General features: G+C 70.9%; 15 protein-coding genes and 1 tRNA gene. 5 read left to right on the top strand and 11 right to left on the bottom strand.

Translation table 11 applies throughout. The features are described from left to right. Positions 1-10 precede the first annotated feature (10 nt). Positions 11-736: a response regulator transcription factor gene (locus ACIGEP_RS03240; protein WP_396660192.1), complete on the top strand. Its 726-nt coding sequence runs from the start codon at positions 11-13 to the stop codon at positions 734-736. Continuing rightward, a complete protein-coding gene (locus tag ACIGEP_RS03235; protein WP_396660191.1) occupies positions 733-2,196 on the top strand; it encodes a sensor histidine kinase in 1,464 nt (487 codons plus the stop codon). Before ACIGEP_RS03240 ends, ACIGEP_RS03235 begins: the two co-directional genes overlap by 4 nt. Here ACIGEP_RS03235 and ACIGEP_RS03230 read toward each other — a convergent pair. The 6 genes from ACIGEP_RS03230 to ACIGEP_RS03205 form a co-directional block, all read right to left on the bottom strand. Next, on the bottom strand, positions 2,190-3,743 hold the full coding sequence (locus ACIGEP_RS03230; RefSeq protein ID WP_396660190.1) for an FAD-dependent oxidoreductase: 1,554 nt from the start codon (positions 3,741-3,743) through the stop codon (positions 2,190-2,192). The two genes, ACIGEP_RS03235 and ACIGEP_RS03230, sit on opposite strands and share 7 nt — an antisense overlap. Further along, positions 3,740-4,606: an FAD:protein FMN transferase gene (locus ACIGEP_RS03225; protein ID WP_396660189.1), complete on the bottom strand. Its 867-nt coding sequence runs from the start codon at positions 4,604-4,606 to the stop codon at positions 3,740-3,742. The genes ACIGEP_RS03230 and ACIGEP_RS03225 overlap by 4 nt, the downstream gene beginning before the upstream one ends. Continuing rightward, positions 4,603-5,061, bottom strand: coding sequence for a hypothetical protein (locus ACIGEP_RS03220; protein WP_396660188.1), 459 nt, complete (start codon positions 5,059-5,061; stop codon positions 4,603-4,605). Before ACIGEP_RS03220 ends, ACIGEP_RS03225 begins: the two co-directional genes overlap by 4 nt. A gap of 135 nt (positions 5,062-5,196) precedes the next feature. After that, complete coding sequence (locus ACIGEP_RS03215) at positions 5,197-6,234, bottom strand: ribose-phosphate diphosphokinase (RefSeq protein ID WP_396660187.1); 1,038 nt, start codon at positions 6,232-6,234, stop codon at positions 5,197-5,199. Next, the gene (gene glmU, locus ACIGEP_RS03210) at positions 6,206-7,681 is read right to left on the bottom strand and encodes a bifunctional UDP-N-acetylglucosamine diphosphorylase/glucosamine-1-phosphate N-acetyltransferase GlmU (RefSeq protein WP_396660186.1); all 1,476 of its coding nucleotides are present in this window, start codon (positions 7,679-7,681) and stop codon (positions 6,206-6,208) included. Before glmU ends, ACIGEP_RS03215 begins: the two co-directional genes overlap by 29 nt. Before the next feature lies 1 nt (position 7,682). Next, positions 7,683-7,754, bottom strand: a tRNA-Gln gene (locus tag ACIGEP_RS03205). Between the two features lie 105 nt (positions 7,755-7,859). On the opposite strand from ACIGEP_RS03205, the gene ACIGEP_RS03200 reads away from it, so the two are divergent. Further along, positions 7,860-8,357: a MarR family winged helix-turn-helix transcriptional regulator gene (locus ACIGEP_RS03200; protein WP_251580052.1), complete on the top strand. Its 498-nt coding sequence runs from the start codon at positions 7,860-7,862 to the stop codon at positions 8,355-8,357. 6 nt (positions 8,358-8,363) lie between these two features. Next, positions 8,364-9,284, top strand: a complete 921-nt coding sequence (locus tag ACIGEP_RS03195) for a pseudouridine synthase (protein WP_396660185.1) — start codon at positions 8,364-8,366, stop codon at positions 9,282-9,284. On the opposite strand, the gene ACIGEP_RS03190 is transcribed toward ACIGEP_RS03195, so the two are convergent. From ACIGEP_RS03190 to mgrA, 4 genes are read right to left on the bottom strand one after another with little or no spacing between them, the layout of a single operon-like run. Beyond that, entirely contained in the window at positions 9,285-11,093 is a 1,809-nt protein-coding gene (locus ACIGEP_RS03190; RefSeq protein ID WP_396660184.1) for an ABC-F family ATP-binding cassette domain-containing protein, read from the bottom strand. It abuts the gene before it with no gap. 36 nt (positions 11,094-11,129) lie between these two features. Continuing rightward, positions 11,130-12,440 carry a GNAT family N-acetyltransferase gene (locus ACIGEP_RS03185; protein WP_396660183.1) on the bottom strand — a complete coding sequence of 437 codons (1,311 nt, stop codon included), beginning with the start codon at positions 12,438-12,440 and terminating at the stop codon, positions 11,130-11,132. 33 nt (positions 12,441-12,473) lie between these two features. Next, a complete protein-coding gene (locus ACIGEP_RS03180; protein ID WP_396660182.1) occupies positions 12,474-13,400 on the bottom strand; it encodes a 4-(cytidine 5'-diphospho)-2-C-methyl-D-erythritol kinase in 927 nt (308 codons plus the stop codon). Further along, positions 13,397-14,470: an L-glyceraldehyde 3-phosphate reductase gene (gene mgrA, locus ACIGEP_RS03175; RefSeq protein WP_396660181.1), complete on the bottom strand. Its 1,074-nt coding sequence runs from the start codon at positions 14,468-14,470 to the stop codon at positions 13,397-13,399. Before mgrA ends, ACIGEP_RS03180 begins: the two co-directional genes overlap by 4 nt. A 94-nt stretch (positions 14,471-14,564) precedes the next feature. On the opposite strand from mgrA, the gene ACIGEP_RS03170 reads away from it, so the two are divergent. Beyond that, positions 14,565-16,133: a stealth conserved region 3 domain-containing protein gene (locus tag ACIGEP_RS03170; protein WP_396660180.1), complete on the top strand. Its 1,569-nt coding sequence runs from the start codon at positions 14,565-14,567 to the stop codon at positions 16,131-16,133. On the opposite strand, the gene ACIGEP_RS03165 is transcribed toward ACIGEP_RS03170, so the two are convergent. Then, complete coding sequence (locus ACIGEP_RS03165; RefSeq protein ID WP_396660179.1) at positions 16,093-17,007, bottom strand: phosphodiesterase; 915 nt, start codon at positions 17,005-17,007, stop codon at positions 16,093-16,095. The two genes, ACIGEP_RS03170 and ACIGEP_RS03165, sit on opposite strands and share 41 nt — an antisense overlap. Positions 17,008-17,189 lie beyond the last annotated feature (182 nt).

Below are 17,189 nucleotides of genomic sequence, written 5' to 3'. Positions count from 1 at the left end.
GAATGGAGACATGACCATGCCTGCCCCCCTCCTCCAGCGCCCCGACGGCTCCCCCCTGCGCGTCCTCGTCGTCGACGACGAGCAGATGCTGACCGACCTGCTCTCGATGGCCCTGCGGATGGAGGGCTGGGAGGTGCGCACCGCCGCGTCGGGCTTCGATGCCCTGGCCGCGGCCCGCGAGTTCGCCCCCGACGCGATGGTCCTCGACATCATGATGCCGGACCTCGACGGGATGTCCGTCCTCCAGCGACTGCGTCAGGGAGGCGACGACGTCCCCGTCCTCTTCCTCACCGCGAAGGACTCGGTGAGCGACCGCGTCGCGGGGCTCACCGCCGGCGGCGACGACTACGTCACGAAGCCGTTCAGTCTCGAAGAGGTCGTGGCGCGTCTGCGCGGGCTGATGCGTCGAGCCGGGGCATCCGCCGGCGCCGCGGACCCGATCCTCCGGGTCGGCGACCTCACCCTCAACGAGGATTCGCACGAGGTGTTCCGCGGCGACGACGAGGTCGAGCTCACGGCGACCGAATTCGAGCTGCTGCGCTACCTGATGCGCAATCAGCGACGCGTGCTGTCGAAGGCGCAGATCCTCGATCGGGTCTGGAATTACGACTTCGGCGGTCGCTCGAGCGTTGTCGAGCTCTACATATCGTACCTGCGCAAGAAGATCGATGCCGGTAAGGAGCCGCTCATCCACACCGTCCGCGGCGTCGGCTACATGATCAAAGCGAGCCAGTGAGTACGACTCCGCGGCATCGACGGCACCGCTGGAGCCTGCAGGCGCGCCTGATCACGGCGGTCGTCTCCTTCGTGTCGGTGATCCTCATCACGGTGGGCCTCGGCACCGGGACGGTCCTCGAGTCGATCCTCCGCGAGAACCTCGACGCGAAGGTCACCCAGGTGCAGGACTCGATCGCCCTCGACTACAACCACCGCGCGGACCAGATCCTCGGTGCCAGCCGGCAGGAGCGCGGCACCCTTCTCGTCGTCAACAACCTCGCCGGCCCCACGGCGGCCTACGTCGACGCCGACGGCGACGTGCGCACCCTCGACACCCGCAAGATCCAGGTCAGCGCGCCCGACGGCGACAACTGGGCCGATGCGACGATCGCGGGCCTCGGCGACTACCGTCTGCGCGTCGGGCCGTATTCGAGCATCATCGGCCTTCCCACCTCCGAGGTCACGAGTGTGAGCGCGCGGATCGTCACCACCGTCGCCCTGCTGACCACCGGCGGCCTCCTCGTGCTCGCTGCGGTCATCGCGCTCCTCATTCGCAGCGCCCTCGCCCCGCTCCGGTCGGTCGCGTCCACGGCATCCCGCGTCGCGGCGCAACCGCTGGCGGAGGGCGCCGTCACGATCACCGAGCGCGTCCCGGAAGAAGACACCGACACCCACACCGAGGTGGGCCAGGTAGGGCACGCGCTGAACACCCTGCTCGATCACGTCGAGACCTCCCTCGCCGCGCGACAGCGCAACGAGGAGCGGATGCGCGCGTTCGTCGCCGATGCGAGCCACGAGCTGCGCACCCCGCTCGCATCCATCCGCGGATACTCCGAGCTTTCGCTGCGCGGCATCCGTCACGCCGAGGCGTCCGGCGCGGCGGCGGTCGGCGTGGTCGCCGAGACCACACGCGAGTCCCTCGAACGCATCCAAGCGCAGTCCCTGCGGATGACCGCCCTCGTCGAGGATCTCCTCCTCCTTGCGCGGCTGGATGAGGGGACCGAGCTCGTCTACAGCGCCGTCGACCTCACCCGCCTCGCCGTGGAGGCCGTCTCGGATGCGCGCGTCGCCGGAACGGACCACGACTGGGTGCTCGACGTCCCCGACGAGCCCGTGATCGTCGCCGGCGACACCGGCAGGCTGCACCAGGTCGCGGCGAATCTGCTCGCCAACGCCCGCGTGCACACCCCCGCCGGCACGCGCGTGACCGCGACGGTCGCGATCGATTCGGGCGACGCGGTGCTCCGCATCCACGACGACGGGCCCGGCATCGATCCCTCCGTCGTCGACGAGCTGTTCGAACGGTTCAGTCGAGCGGACTCGTCCCGGGCCCGGCAGACGGGAGGTACGGGCCTCGGCCTGTCGATCGTGAAGGCGATCGTCGACGGCCACGGTGGGCGCATCGCCGTGACCTCCGAACCCGGCTCGACGACCTTCGAGGTGCGGATGCCCGCCCGCCCCGACTCCCCTGCTCAGTAACCGCTGAACGCGTCGGTCGTGATCGACTTCGCCCGCTCGAGGGCGGGGGTGAGGGTCGCGATCAGTGCGGGCGGCCCCGACACGTAGGCGTGACGGCGGGCGATGTCGGGGACCAGACGCAGCAGACCGTCGGCGTCGAGTCGGGCCCCGCCCGCCCACGTCCAGCCGGCCGGGAGGTCGGCGGGCTCGTCGCGGGTCACGACGATGACGGGGATGCCGGCAGCCTCGAGGTCGTCGCGGAACGCGAGCTCCTCGCTGCCCGACGCGACGTAGACGAAGACGACGTCTCGGCGCTCCTGCGTGAGCCGCAGATGACGCAGGTGCGAGACGAACGGCGTCACTCCGATCCCTGCGGCCACCATCAGCACGGGCGCATCAGCGCGGCGCGGAAGGACGAAGTCCCCCCAGATGCCGGTGATCGCGAGCTCATCGCCGGGTTCGACCGTCGCGAGCGCCTTCTTGTAGCTCGACTGCGATCCCTCCCGCATCGCGATCTTGACCACCGGCAGCTCCGCGGGAGAGGAGAGGATGCTGAACTCCCGGCGCGTCCCCCGGGAGTCGGGACGCGCGTGGGGCACCTCGAGCTCGAGATACTGCCCGGGCGCGAAACGCACGGGACGCTCCGCCCGGAAGCTGTACTCGCGGACGCTCGGTGTCAGCGGGGTCCGCTCGACGATCGTCAGCCGCACGGCGCTGCGCATCGCGAAGACGAACGCGACGAGGTTTCCGACGAGCAGCGCACGCTCCTGACCGAGGGTGATCTCACCGAGGGAGATCGGCCATCCCGCCAGCACCCCGACGACGGCGGCCACGATGAACTGCTGCCAGCGGCGGGGCGGCAGGGTGAGCGGCTCGGAGAGCATGAACGCGCCGAGGAACAGGAACGGCGACGAGAGGACGACAGCGGAGAACGTCATCCCCGGGTCGAGGGCGAATCCGGCCGACTGCGCCTGCACGACAGTGCGCAGCAGCGCGACCGCGATCGCGACCACGAGGAAGAGGACCACGACACGCACCTTCTCGGTGCGCACGAGGACGACGAGCCCGAGGAGCAGGACCGGCAGCGCCAGGATCGGTGTGCCGACCCACCACGCCGCCGCCCCGAGATCCGGCGCCCAGATGCTGATGATCGTGAGGGCCGTCGCCCCCACGGCCGCGGGGTTGAAGATGTGCCGGCCCTGCCAGGCGAGGACGTACTTGGATGCCGAAGCGAGCGCGCCCGCGACGGCGACGCCGATGAGGGTGACGGGCTCCAGCGTCGGACGCAGGACGAACACGAGGATCAGCGCGGTGATGAGCGCCGATTCGATCCGCCAGGGTCGCCGGACGATCCGCTGGGCGACCGCGTCGACGAGGGCGATCGAGGCGACCAGGACGGCGAGCGTGGCGAGGAACTCCACGGGCGAGACCGAGACCCCGCCACCCAGTGAGAGGGCGAGGGTGATCAGGGCCAGAGCCGAGAGCGCGAAGAGCACGAGGCGGTACATCGACAGCCGGCCGAGGACGCCGAATGCCCGGCTCCAGGCGGCACTGAGGGACGAGATCACGAGAACAACTCCGCTTCGCATCGAGGGGACCATTCGACGGAGCCGTCGGTGCGCATGCGCACCCAGGCGACTCCCCATTCTGCTGCCAACTGCGGGCCGCCGTCGAAGAACAACGCGGTCGCGACCGCATCCGCGGTCATGGCGTCGGGCGCCACCGCCCACGTCGCCGCGTATCGGCGTACCGGCTCACCGGTGCGGGCGTCGAGGACGTGGTGGAGACCATCGCCCCACGCGCGCCGGTTGACGGCGGAGGCGCAGAGCGCGGCATCCGTCACCCGCCAGACCCCGATGGCGCGGGACGTGTCGTAGGGGTGCTCCAGGGCGATCCGCTGGGTGATGCCGCGCACCGCGATGTCACCGCCGGCGTCCACGACGGCAGGACCCGCGGGCACACGCGCCAGGACGAGATCGACGAGGCGGCCCTTCCCGAGGGCACCCACGTCGATCAGGGCGGGCTCGGTGACGCGAAGGGTCTCATCCGACCAGGTCACGAGCGTCCGCCAGTCCCGCGGTGCGGCGACGGCGCCGCGATCGATCAGCGAGTACGCCGCGTCGTACCCGCGGCGGGCGAGACTCTCGCCGACGAGCGGGTTCACGGCGCCGTGCGTCGCGGTGTCGAGCGCGTCGTAAGCGGACAGCATCGCGGAGGTGTCGGCGGGCGCGGTGACCACGCCGCCGCGCTCCCCCAGCCTCGCGACGAGCGAATCCGGACGGAACCGCGACCACTCGTCGTCGAACACGGCGATGGCGTCCGCGATCTCGTCACGGACGCCATCATCCAGGGGCTCGGCGGTGTCGATCCGCCACACGGTGCCGATCGCCTCGAACGTCCACGCGTGGACGAGCGGGCCGGCCGCGATCATGACGCGGCTTCGGTCCGGATCTCGGCGACCGCTGCGTTGAAACCGCCGCTGGTGAGGGAGGACCCACCCACCCGGTCGACGGACAGGTCGTCGAGATTCTTGCCGACGACCTCGTCCTGGATGCCGCCGATGAACTCGCTCTGATACTGCTCGCTCTCGCGCGCCTGCGGGTCGCCGGTCACCTCGACGGCCGTGACGACGTTCGACTCCAGCGTCAGCGTGACGCTGATCGTTTCAACGGTCTCGGGGGTCTGGTAGGAACCCTCGGCCGTGTAGGTGCCGTCCGTGTACGTCCCGGAGGACGAGCCGCTGCCGGCGTCCGCCGACGGCTGCGACGAGGTGCCGCTCCCGGTCGTCGTCTGGCCGGCACACCCGGCGAGCAGGGCGAGCCCCGCAACGGAGGCGGCGGCGGCGCCGACGCGGATCGGTCGGGGTACGGCGGTGGTGCGGATCATCAGAGGTCCTCCTTCTGTCGTGCCCGCCCGGTCGGGGCGCAGGGCGATGACTCCAGGAAAGCCGTCGCTGACAGGGCGATCCTTTCAGAAGTCTATGGATCTCCTGCGAGGAGAGCCCGTCGGGCGCGAGAGAACTCAGGCGGCGCCGTCGAACATGCTCGTCACCGAGCCGTCCTCGAAGACCTCGCGGATCGCACGGGCCAGGAGCGGCGCGATCGGCAGGATCGTGAGAGCGGGGAACCGCTTCTCGGGCGGCAGCGGCACGGTGTCGGTGACGACGACCTCGTCGATCGAGGGATCCTGCAGCCGCTCGACGGCCGGATCGCTGAAGATCGCATGGGTCGCCGCGACGATCACACGCTCGGCACCGTTGGCCTTCAGCGCTTGAGCCGCCTTCACGATGGTGCCGCCGGTGTCGATCATGTCGTCGACGAGGAGGCAGACGCGGCCGTCGACCTGACCGACGATCTCATTGACGGTGACCTGGTTGGCGACGTTCGGGTCGCGGCGCTTGTGGATGATCGCGAGCGGCGCGCCGAGGCTGTCGGACCAGGTGTCGGCAACCCGGACGCGGCCGGTGTCGGGCGACACGACGGTCAGCTTGGCGCGGTCCGCGGCGGAGAGCGTGTTCTCGAAGTGCTCGAGCAGGACGGGCTTGGCGAACAGGTGGTCGACGGGACCGTCGAAGAATCCCTGGATCTGCGCGGCGTGGAGGTCGACGCTCATGACCCGGTCCGCGCCGGCGGTCTTGAAGAGGTCGGCGACCAGGCGTGCGCTGATCGGCTCGCGCCCCCGACCCTTCTTGTCCTGACGCGAGTAGGGGAAGTACGGCGCGACGACGGTGATCCGCTTCGCGGATGCGCGCTTGGCGGCATCCAGCATGATGAGCGTCTCCATGAGCCACTCGTTGACCGGCGGCCCGAAGCTCTGGATCAGGAAGAAGTCGCAGCCGCGGATCGACACCTCGAAACGGGTGAGGATCTCGCCCGAGGCGAACGTGCGGTGCTCGGTGGGCACCAGCTGGGTGCCGAGCGCCGTGGCGACATCGGCGGAGAGCTCCTCGTGCGAACGCCCTGACGCGACGACGAGACGCTTCTTGGTCTTGGCCACCAGTCCCGGCGCGATACCGCGCTCGGTGTCGAGGTCAACCGTGTGCTGCTTCTTGCGACCCATCGCCAGCTTCCTGTGCGGACCGGGCGCGAGCGGCGGCTTCTGCCGCTCCCGTCCCCGGTCGATTGTTCTCGACCCACCCGGCGATGTTGCGCTGGGGGGCGATGCTGAGGGCGAGGGCGCCGGCCGGGACATCCTTGCGGATGACGGCTCCCGCACCCGTCTTCGCGCCCTCACCGATCCTAACGGGCGCGACGAATACGTTGTGCGAGCCCGCGTGCACCTCGTCGGCGATCTCGGTGCGGTGCTTGGTGATGTCGTCGTAGTTGGCGGTGATCGCTCCCGCACCCAGGTTCACGTTGCGACCGATGGTCGTGTCGCCGACGTAGGACAGGTGCGGCACCTTGCTGCCGCGGCCGATGGTGGAGTTCTTCGTCTCGACGAAGGTGCCGATCTTGCCGCGCTCCCCCAGCTCCGTGCCCGGGCGGACATAGGCGAACGGGCCGACGGTGGCCTCGGCGCCGATGACGGCGAGCGTCGCGTCGGTGCGGGTCACGGTCGCACCGCGGCCGACCTCGCAGTCCACGAGGCTCGTGTCGGGACCGATCGTCGCCCCCTCCGCGACGCTCGTCGACCGCAGGATGTGCGTGTTCGGCAGCACGGTGACGTCGCGCGCGAGCGTCGCCGTCACGTCGATCCACGTGGTCGCCGGATCGAGGACCGTGACGCCCTCCAGCTGCCACCGGCGCACCGTGCGCGCGTTGAGGAGCCGCCCGACCTCGGACAGCTGCACGCGGTCGTTGACGCCGTAGGTGACCGTGGCGTCCTTCGCGACGGATGCCGCGACCCGCCGCCCCGCCCGGCGCAGCAGCGCGACGGTGTCGGTGAGGTACTTCTCGTTCTGCGCGTTCGCGGTGCCCACCTGCGGCAGGTGCTCGCGGAGCGCGGCGGCCGCGAAGACGTACATGCCCGCGTTGACCTCGGTGACGGCGGCCTCGTCGGCCGAGGCATCCTTCTGCTCGACGATGCGGGCGACACTGCCGTCGCTCTCGCGGATGATGCGGCCGTAACCGATCGGGTCGTCCACGACAGCCGTCATGAGCGTCGCGTCGGCCTGCGCGGTGCGGTGCTCCGAGACGAACGCGCTGAGGGTGTCCGGATCGGCCAACGGGCAGTCGCCGCTGAGGACGAGCAGGTCGCCGTCGAACCCCGCGAGGGCGCCGAGGGCGACCTCGACGGCGCGCCCGGTGCCGGGGATCTCGTCCTGGTCGACGACGACGACCTCGGGCGCGACGCCGAGGACGGCGTCGGCCACCTGGTCGCGCTCGTGCCGGACGACGACCACGACGTGGGCGGGAGCGAGATCCCGCGCGGTGTCGAGGACGTGTCCCACGAGCGGGCGTCCGCCGATGCGGTGGAGCACCTTGGGGAGCGTGGACTTCATCCGCGTGCCCTGGCCGGCAGCGAGGATGACGACGGCGAGGCGGGAGTCGAGCGCGTTCTCGGTCATGCTCCGCCGCCAGGACTCGAACCTAGACTTCACAGCTCCAAAGGCTGTCGTGCTGCCATTACACCACGGCGGACCGCGGCGCTCCGGGGTCCGGGCGGCCGCCCGTCAAGTCTGCCATGCGAGCGGGGGGCGGGCGACGCCGGGCGGACCGCCGCAACCGCTCTGCGATGATGAGGGGATGGCTCCCGAACACGACGAGGTCGACCGGATCGTGAGCGCCTGGATCGCGCAACGTCCCGATCTGGACTTCTCGCCGCTCGAGGTCCTCTCGCGGGTGGACCGGCTGTCGCGCCACCTCGACCGTGCGCGGCGCGAGGCGTTCCACCGCAGCGACCTCGAGCCGTGGGAGTGGGACGTCCTCTCCGCCCTGCGCCGCGCCGGCGAGCCCTACACCCTGAGTCCCAAGCAGCTCCTGCAGCAGACACTCGTCTCCAGCGGCACGATGACCAACCGCATCGACCGGCTCGTCGACCGTCGACTCGTCGTGCGGGCAGCCGACCCCGGGGACGGCCGCGGGGTGCTCGTGACCCTCACCGAGGAGGGTCGCAACCGCGTCGACGCCGCGATCACCCGACTGGTCGACGCGGAGGCGGAACTGCTCGGCCAGATCTCCCGCGCCGACCGCGACCGTCTCGCCGCGCTCCTGCGCAAGCTCAGCCTCGGCTTCGACGTCTGACCCGCGATGGCGATGCGCGCTCCCCTGCCCGTCCGCGACGGGGTCGGTCCCACACGCCTGCGGGTGCCGCGCACGGGGCCCTGGGCGACGATCGCCGACTACGTGACGGGTCGATTCGCGCACATCGACCCCGCCGTCCTGCTCTCCCGCTTCGACCGGGGCGAGGTCGTCGCGTTCGACGGCACCCGACTGACGCGTGAGACGCCGCTGGGGGCGGAGGACTTCATCTGGTACTACCGGGAACCGCCCGACGAGCCGGACATCCCCTACGAGGTGACGGTGCGCCACGTCGACGACGACCTCCTCGTGGTCGACAAGCCGCACTTCCTGCCGACCACCCCCGGCGGCGGATTCCTGCACAACTCCGCCCTCGTCCGCCTGCGGCAACGGTTCGACAACCCCGACCTCACCCCCATCCACCGGCTCGATCGGGCGACGGCGGGTCTCGTGATGTTCTCCGTGCGACCGGCGACGCGGGGTGCCTACCAGACCCTGTTCGCCGACCGGGCCGTCGAGAAGGTCTACGAGGCGGTCACCGCCGTGCCCGCCGACGGGATGCCGCAGCTGCCGCTCGTCGTGCGTTCGCACCTGACGAGCTCCCGCGGGAGCCTTCGGGCGATCGTGCACGAGGACCGGGAGCCGAACGCCGAGACGCGCGTGGAGGCGATCCGGGTCACGGCGGACCGAGCACACCTGCGGCTGCACCCGCGGACCGGTCGCATGCACCAGCTCCGCTCCCACCTCGCCGGGATCGGGCTCGGCATCCTCGGCGACCGGTTCTACCCGGACCTCCTCGACGAGGCCCCGGACGACCCCGAGCGACCGCTCCAGCTGCTCGCGCGCGAGCTGCGCTTCGTCGACCCGCTGACGGGGTGCGCCCGCGAATTCACGACCGGCCTGCGCCTACGGGAGGCGCCGCCTGGCTGATCAGGCGAGCTGCTCGCCCAGCTCGAACCAGCGCTCCTCGGCTTCGGCGACCTCGGCTTCCATGGCGCCGATCCGCTGCATCTTCTCGCCCAGTCCGACGTAGTCCGCCTGATCGTGGTCGGCGAGAGCTGTGCGGGCGGCTCCGATCTGCGCGGCGAGCTTCTCGATCCGCCGTTCCAGGCTCGCGAGCTCCTTCTCGGCCGCGCGTCGCTCGGCTCCACCGAGAGCGGATGCCGGTGGTGCTGCGGCATCCGCCTTCTGCGCCGGACCGGTCGCCGCTCCCGTCGCCTGCGGCTGGGCGGCTCGCAGGCGCAGGTACTCCTCGATGCCGCCGGGAAGGTGGCGCAGCGTGCCGCCCATGACGGCGTACTGCTGGTCGGTCACCCGTTCCATGAAGTATCGGTCGTGGGAGACGACGATGAGGGTGCCCGCCCACGAATCGAGCAGGTCCTCGATCGCGGCGAGCATGTCGGTGTCGAGATCGTTCGTGGGCTCGTCGAGGATGAGGACGTTGGGCTGGTCGAGCAGGATCAGCAGCAGCTGCAAGCGCCGCTTCTGACCGCCCGAGAGGTCCTTCACCGGCGTCGACAGCTGCGCGGACGAGAAGCCCATCCGCTCGAGCAGCTGCCCCGGGGTGAGCTCCTGCGCCTTCGACCCGGCACCGAAGGTGTACGTCGTCCGCAAGCCGGAGATGACGATGCGCACCGGCTCGTCCAGGTGCGGGTCGAGCTCGTCCATCCGCTGCGTCAGTGTCGCGACCTTGACGGTCTTGCCGTGCTTGACGCGCCCCGCGGTGGGCTGCACCGCGCCCGACACGAGCCCCAGAAGGGTCGACTTGCCGGCGCCGTTGACGCCGAGGATGCCGGTGCGCTCCCCCGGCGCGATGCGCCACTCCACGCCGCGCAGCACCTCACGACCGTCGTAGGAGACACCCGCGTCGAGCAGGTCGACCACGTCCTTGCCGAGCCGGGCGACGGCGAGCGACTGCAGTGAGACGCGGTCGCGGATCTCGGGGACGTCGGCGATGAGTTCGTTGGCCGCGTCGATGCGGAACTTCGGCTTGCTCGTCCGGGCCGGAGCGCCGCGGCGCAGCCACGCCAGCTCCTTGCGGGCGAGGTTTTGGCGGCGGGCCTCGATCGACGCCGCCTGACGGTCGCGCTCGACGCGCTGCAGGATGTAGGCGGCATACCCGCCGTCGAAGGGCTCGACGATGCGGTCGTGCACCTCCCAGGTCTTCGTGCACACCTCGTCGAGGAACCACCGGTCGTGCGTCACGACCATGAGCGCGCCCGAGCTCGCCGACCACCGTCGCTTCAGGTGCTCCGCCAGCCAGGCGATGCCCTCCACGTCGAGGTGGTTGGTGGGCTCGTCGAGGGCGAGCACGTCCCAGTCGCCCGCGAGCAGCTGCGCGAGCGCGACGCGGCGGCGCTGCCCGCCCGAGAGCGTGCCGATGGCGGCATCCCAGTCGAGGTCGGACAGCAGACCCGCGATCACGTCCCGCACCCGCGCGTCACCGGCCCACTCGTGCGCGGGACCGTCGCCCACGACCGCGCGCCCGACCGTCAGGTCGTCGGGCAGCACATCGGTCTGCTCGAGCACCCCGATCGTGACGCCGCCGCGGACCGTCACCCGACCGGCATCCGGCTCGCGCCGCCCGGCGAGCATCGCCATCAGACTCGACTTGCCGTCGCCGTTGCGACCGACGATGCCGATGCGGTCGCCCTCGTCGACGCCGAGCGAGACGCCGTCGAAGACGACCTTGGTCGGGTACTCCAGGTGCAGGGCCTCGGCCCCGAGAAGATGTGCCATCGCCTCCAGGCTACGCGGCGCGGGACGGGTGCCCGGTCAGTACCAGAAGCTCAGACGCGGTGTCGTGGTCGACGCGAACAGGCGGGCGAGGCGGTGCGGGTCGTCCGTCTGGATGCGCCCCGCACGGGCGAGTGCGACGGGCGAGACGCCACCGAGCAGGATCGCCGACAGCTCAGCGACACCGAGCTTCGCGCGCGGGACGCCGAGCGGCGCCTCGTCGACGAGGTCGACCCCCGGCTCCTCGCCGGCGGACAGGACGAACGTGCCGTCGGCTATGCCGAGCGGATCGGCGACCTCCAGCGCGACGGCGTCGTCGACGTCGTAGGTGCGCGCGGCGAGCACGGTGGGGACGTCGAGGATCCGCAGGTAGTGGTGGTCCGCGATCCGGATGCGCGCGGCCCGCTGATCGGCGATCATCCACCAGAGCGGCTCGTCGACCGAGAGCTCGCTCGCCCGGACCGCGCCGATGAGATCGAGCGACAGAAGGAAGCGCCAGAGACCGGCGTAGGCGGCATCCGTCACGGCGAGGAGCTGGTGCACGGTCGCGATCGACGCGGCCCAGTCGTCGTCGTTCTCACTGACCGAGTAGAGCGCGACGCCGTCGACCTCGCCCTCCGGCGACCGGTACTGCACGGCCCGCAGCCGGTCGGCCTTCTCGGCGTCGGGACGCGTGCCGTAGGTGCGGTCCCAGTGTCCGCCGGGCATCGAGATCTCGCCCGGCGTGGTGAGGCGGATGCGCTCGTGCAGGGCCGTCGCGGCATCCCGCGCCTGCTCCCGGGTCACGTAGTCGAGCCGGCCGGGGGCGACCGGGCCGATCCACCCCGCACGGCGGGTCTGGATCTCCCACGACGCGGCCGCCGCAGCGGGCGCGAAGCCGAAGCGGCCGTAGATGCCCGACTCGCTCACGGTCAGACCCGCGATCGGAGCGCCCTGCGCGACCGCGGTGCGCAGCTCGCCGGCCATCACGCGCGAGAGCAGACGGCGGCGACGGTGCGTGGGGGCGACGGTGACCGCGCTGATCGCGCACATCGGGATCGAGTTGCCCCCGGGGAGCGTGAGGTCGGCGATCCACGACGCGAAGGTCGTCACGGGCTCGTCAGGCTGGACGGCGGCGGGGTCGTAGACGCCGATCTTGCGGCGGTAACGGCTGCGGGCGAAGGCCTCACCGCGCTGCACGTCGTTGCGTTCGCCGTCCAGGAAGCCGCGGGCGACGGCATCCGTCCACCGATCGGATGCGGCGCGATCCTCGTCACCGACGCGGTCGATGCGCAGGCCGTCCGCCTCGATCGCCGCTCGCAGGGTCTCGTCGAGCGGAGCGGAGTGGAAGGCGTCGCCGAGTGAGGTCATACCCTCCAGGCTAGGGGGAGCCGCCGACGCCTGTCAGACGATCCGCGTCCCGGCGACCGGTCCGCTGACCGTGTGCGCGGTGCGGCCGGCATCCGACAGCTGCGCCGCGACCGCACGGGCGTGGTCGTCGTCCGACGCGAGGAACGCGACCGTCGGACCCGACCCCGACACCACACCCCCGAGCGCACCGGCGGCCATGCCCGCGTCGAGGACCTCCGCGAGCGAGGGACGCAGGTGGACGGCGGCGCGCTGAAGATCGTTGCGGATGGCGGCGGCCAGGGCCGCGGCATCCCCCGATCGCAGTGCGCGCAGCACAGACGGGTCGACCTCCGGCAGCAGGCGCCCGGGCGCGATGTCGGCGGCCTCGCGCAGCCGGTCGAGGGCTCCGTAGACCTCGGGCGTCGACAGCCCGTCGCCGTCGGTGACCAGCACCCACGAGAAGCGGCCACGGCCGAGGGCGGGGGCGAGTTCGTCACCGCGGCCCGTGCCGACCGCGGTGCCACCGAGCAGCGCGAACGGAACGTCCGCCCCCAGTCGCGCGCCCAGCTCGTGCAGCTCGGACGTCGAGAGCCCGGCCTCGATCAGCTCGTTGACGGCGACGAGGGCGGCGGCGGCGTCCGCCGATCCCCCGCCCATCCCGCCCGCCACCGGGACACCCTTGTGGATCTGCAGACGGATGCCGCCCTCCCAGCCGACCGCCTCGGTCACCAGCCGAGCGGCTCCGAGGGCGAGGTTGCGCTCATCGAGCGGAACGCCCGACACGTCGACGTCGCCCGTCACGGCGAGGTGGAACCCGTCGTCGTGCGAGGCCCAGATGTCCTCGAACAGCGAGACCGCCTGGTAGACCGAGGCGACCTCGTGGTAGCCGTCGTCCCCCACCGCGCCCACGTCGAAGAAGAGGTTGAGCTTGCCCGGCGCGCGCACGTGCACGCGCCGGGCGGGGTCGTGGCTCAGGCTCACGCGTTCGCCGAGTCGGCCCAGAGGTCGACATCGATCGCGCCCGAGAGCGCGTCGATGCGGGCGAGTTCGTCGTCGTCGAAGGGGGCGCCCTCCGTCGCAGCGAGGTTCTGGTCCAGCTGCTCGGGACGCGATGCGCCGATCAGCGCCGAGGTCACGACGTCGTCACGGAGGATCCACTGGATCGCCATCTGCGCGAGCGTCTGCCCGCGCTGCTGCGCGATGTCGTTCAGGCCGCGCAGCGTGTCGAGCGCCTTCTGGTTCAGCCGGCCGTCGGGGAGCGAGAAGCGGCTCTGCGCCCGGTCGGCCGTGCCGTCGCCGAGGTACTTGTCGGTCAGCAGGCCCTGTGCGAGGGGCGTGAAGGCGATCGCACCCATCCCCGCCGCGCGGAGCGAATCGGTCAGGCCGTCCTCGACCCAGCGGTTCAGGATCGAGTACGAGGGCTGGTGGATGACGAGCGGGGTGCCGAGGTCCTTCGCGACGGCGACGGCCTCCTCAGTGCGCTCCGCGCTGTAGGACGAGATGCCGACGTACAGCGCCTTACCCTGTCGGACGAGGGTGTCGAGGGCACCGACGGTCTCCTCGATGGGCGTCACCGGGTCGGCGCGGTGCGAGTAGAAGATGTCGACGTAGTCGAGGCCCATCCGCTTCAGCGACTGCTCGGCGCTCGCTATGAGGTACTTACGCGATCCGTTGTTTCCGTAGGGGCCGGGCCACATGTCGTACCCGGCCTTCGACGAGATGAGGATCTCGTCGCGATAGGGCGCGAAGTCCTCGCGCATCATGCGGCCGAAGTTCGTCTCGGCCGACCCGAACGGCGGGCCGTAGTTGTTGGCCAGGTCGAAGTGCGTGACGCCCCGGTCGAATGCGTGGCGGAGCAGAGTACGCTGGTTGTCGAAGGGGATGTTGTCCCCGAAGTTCCACCAGAGTCCCAGCGAGATCGCCGGCAGATACAGGCCGCTCGAGCCGACCTGGCGGAAGGCCCCCGCATCGTAGCGGGAGGACGCCGCCTGATAGGGGCGGTGGGTGTCGCCATTGCGCGACGGAGGGAAACGGTCCGCGAAATCGGTCATCCCCCCAGGCTAGCGATCACGGGCACCCGAAACGTCGGCGAAACGACCGACACCTAGTCTTGCCCGATCGACGACACACATTGAGGGAGAACATATGGCGCGATTGACTGCACTGCCGTCCGAGGGTGGATCCTGGACCGCCCTTCTCGAACGCGAGGACATCGTCCTCATCGGAGGCATGCTGCACCTGCGCCATGACGACACCACTCCTGAGCAGGCCCGCATCGCCGACCTGCTGCTGATCGCCGACACGCTCGCCGATGCCGGCATCCCTCATCTCCTCATCCGGCACTCCGGCTCCGTCCCGGGCCTGGTTGTGGACCTCGCGTACCGCGGCCGTGCGCTCGCGGCACTGTCCGATCGGGCCGTCACCGAGCCGCTCTATGCGAAGGCCAAGGGCGGCACGCCGGTGCCGTTCGGCGAGCTGCGTCTGCGCGCGTCGGGACCCGCATCGGTGCGGGTGTTCCGTCCGCGTGCGGCCGGTGACCTGCGGTACGGCGCGGGGTACGGCGTGCGCATCGAGTTCTGGCGGTTCGGCGAGGAGCTGGTCGAGGCACCGCACGCGAACGACCTGACGCGGCGCGCGTTCGCCGCAGAAGACGTCGAGCCTGCGACCACCCTGCGCTACGGCCGCACCTGGCAGACCCTCGCGGGGATGTTCGATCCTCACCCGGGCGAGGTCACCCACGAGATCGACATGGTCTTCTCCTGGGTCGACGGCTCGTCATCCGAGTTCCAGCGTCAGCGCGCCGCCCAGCTGTCGGAGTACGTCGTCGGCGACGGCGACGACGGTCCGGCACGCTACCGCCACGTCGACGAGCTCCGGTACGCGCTGCGCAGCGTGCACATGTACGCGCCGTGGGTGCGCCGCATCTTCATCGCGACCGACTCCCCCGCCCCCGCGTGGCTGCTCGACCACCCGAAGGTCACCATCGTGCGCAGCGAGGAGTTCTTCGAGGACCCGTCCGTCCTCCCGACGCACAACTCGCACGCGGTCGAAGCCCAGCTGCATCGCATCGAGGGGTTGTCGGAGCACTTCCTCTACTCCAACGACGACATGTTCTTCGGGCGTCCGCTCTCACCGGAGCTGTTCTTCTCCCCCGCCGGCGTCTCGTCGTTCGTCGAGTGCGACATCCGCATCGGCACCGGCCCGCGACGCGTCGCTCGCAGCGGGCACGACAACGCGCTGCGCCTGAACCGCGAGCTGCTGCGCGAGCGCTTCGGCCGCACGATCGTCCGCGACCTTGAGCACTGCGCCGCTCCGCTGCGCCGCTCGGTGATGTTCGAGCTCGAGCGGGAGTTCCCCGAGGAGATCCGGCGCACCGCGGCATCCCGCTTCCGCTCGGCTACCGACGTCAGTGTGACCAACTGCCTGTACCACTACTACGCGCAGTTCACCGGTCGTGCGATCGCCTCGACGGCGCCGCGTGTGCGGTACTTCCAGACCACGCAGGCCGCGTCGCTGCGCCGGATGGAGAAGCTCGCGGAGCGCGGCGACGTCGACATGTTCTGCCTCAACGACGGCGGCGACCACGAGGTCCCCGAACCGGTGCGCGTACGCGCGGTGACCGGGCTCCTCGAACGGCTCTTCCCGGTGCGCGCGCCGTGGGAGGACCCGGCCGTCAGTGCAGCGCCGGCACGCCCGGTCGAGCTGCACGCGTGACCGAACCGGTCACGCCCGCCGCACGCAGACGGCGCTGAGCCTCGTCGGGGTCGATGTACTCCAGCGGCGCGGAGACGTCGATCGGGACCACGGAGTGGACGACCGTGTCGTCGTAGACGTGGACCATGTTGTACGCCTGACCGGCGTCCTGCGGCCGCGTGCCGCCGACGGGGACCGTGAGGTCCTGGGCGTAGCAGGTCGATGAGGCGACCGAGACGGGGATGCCCGCGAAGGTCGCGAAGGTCGAGTAGTGCAGGTGACCGGCGATGATCGCGCGCACGTCCGTCCCGCGGACGACGTCGGCGAGGCGGCGCTGGTCGCGCAGCTCGACGCTCGCCGCCAGCGGCAGGACGCTGGGCACCGGCGGGTGATGCATGGCCAGCACGGTGCCGAGCGGTGCGGGGGTGGTCAGGACATCCGCGAGCCAGCGCAGCTGCGCGTCCGAGAGCTCGCCGTGGTGCTTCCCGGGCACGCTCGTGTCGAGCGTCACGATGCGCAGGCCGTCGAGCTCGTCGACGCGGTCGTAGGGCGCCGTCGGGTCGTCAGGGGTCTCGTCGAGCAGGCGTGAGCGGAACGCGCCGCGGTCGTCATGGTTGCCCATGACCCAGAGCAGCCGCGCACCGATTTGCTCGGCGAACGGCTCGACGAGCGCGCGGATCGCGTCGTAGGCAGCGGCCTCACCGAGGTCGACGAGGTCGCCGGTGAAGACGACGGCATCGGGGGCGATGCCGCTGGACTCGATGGCCTCGAGGGTCGCGGAGAGCGAGGCTTCGCCGTCGACGCTGTCGAATAGGCGAGGGCCGGGACCGCGCAGGTGCGTGTCGCTGAGGTGGAGCAGGATCCGTTCGGCGGCCGGATGCTCGGCGCGGCGCATGGTCACTTCTTCCGTCGGTGCGGGGACTCGGGTGTCCCTGCCTTGCCCCGAAATGTTACCGGCATGTTTCGGGAACACGGGGTGAATGACGCGCGAAGTCATCGGAAACAGTGCGCGGACGCGTCGGTTCGCGAGGAGATGACGGATGCCGGGGGCCGAGGCGCGGCATCCGCTCCTCTCGA

This window comes from Microbacterium sp. NPDC077663, assembly GCF_044542795.1.
Taxonomy (GTDB): Bacteria; Actinomycetota; Actinomycetes; order Actinomycetales; family Microbacteriaceae; genus Microbacterium.
Note: the sequence above shows the minus strand (reverse complement) of the source record. Positions and strands in the feature narration are given on the sequence as shown.

What these genes read in the sequence shown, in the direction of transcription:
- ACIGEP_RS03240 (WP_396660192.1), top strand. Translation starts at nt 11, where the DNA reads ATGACCATGCCTGCCCCCCTCCTCCAGCGCCCCGACGGCTCCCCCCTG.
- ACIGEP_RS03225 (WP_396660189.1), bottom strand. Translation starts at nt 4,606, where the DNA reads ATGATCGCGGCCGGCCCGCTCGTCCACGCGTGGACGTTCGAGGCGATC.
- ACIGEP_RS03220 (WP_396660188.1), bottom strand. Translation starts at nt 5,061, where the DNA reads ATGATCCGCACCACCGCCGTACCCCGACCGATCCGCGTCGGCGCCGCC.
- ACIGEP_RS03215 (WP_396660187.1), bottom strand. Translation starts at nt 6,234, where the DNA reads ATGGGTCGCAAGAAGCAGCACACGGTTGACCTCGACACCGAGCGCGGT.
- glmU (WP_396660186.1), bottom strand. Translation starts at nt 7,681, where the DNA reads ATGACCGAGAACGCGCTCGACTCCCGCCTCGCCGTCGTCATCCTCGCT.
- ACIGEP_RS03200 (WP_251580052.1), top strand. Translation starts at nt 7,860, where the DNA reads ATGGCTCCCGAACACGACGAGGTCGACCGGATCGTGAGCGCCTGGATC.
- ACIGEP_RS03195 (WP_396660185.1), top strand. Translation starts at nt 8,364, where the DNA reads ATGGCGATGCGCGCTCCCCTGCCCGTCCGCGACGGGGTCGGTCCCACA.
- ACIGEP_RS03190 (WP_396660184.1), bottom strand. Translation starts at nt 11,093, where the DNA reads ATGGCACATCTTCTCGGGGCCGAGGCCCTGCACCTGGAGTACCCGACC.
- ACIGEP_RS03185 (WP_396660183.1), bottom strand. Translation starts at nt 12,440, where the DNA reads ATGACCTCACTCGGCGACGCCTTCCACTCCGCTCCGCTCGACGAGACC.
- mgrA (WP_396660181.1), bottom strand. Translation starts at nt 14,470, where the DNA reads ATGACCGATTTCGCGGACCGTTTCCCTCCGTCGCGCAATGGCGACACC.
- ACIGEP_RS03170 (WP_396660180.1), top strand. Translation starts at nt 14,565, where the DNA reads ATGGCGCGATTGACTGCACTGCCGTCCGAGGGTGGATCCTGGACCGCC.
- ACIGEP_RS03165 (WP_396660179.1), bottom strand. Translation starts at nt 17,007, where the DNA reads ATGCGCCGCGCCGAGCATCCGGCCGCCGAACGGATCCTGCTCCACCTC.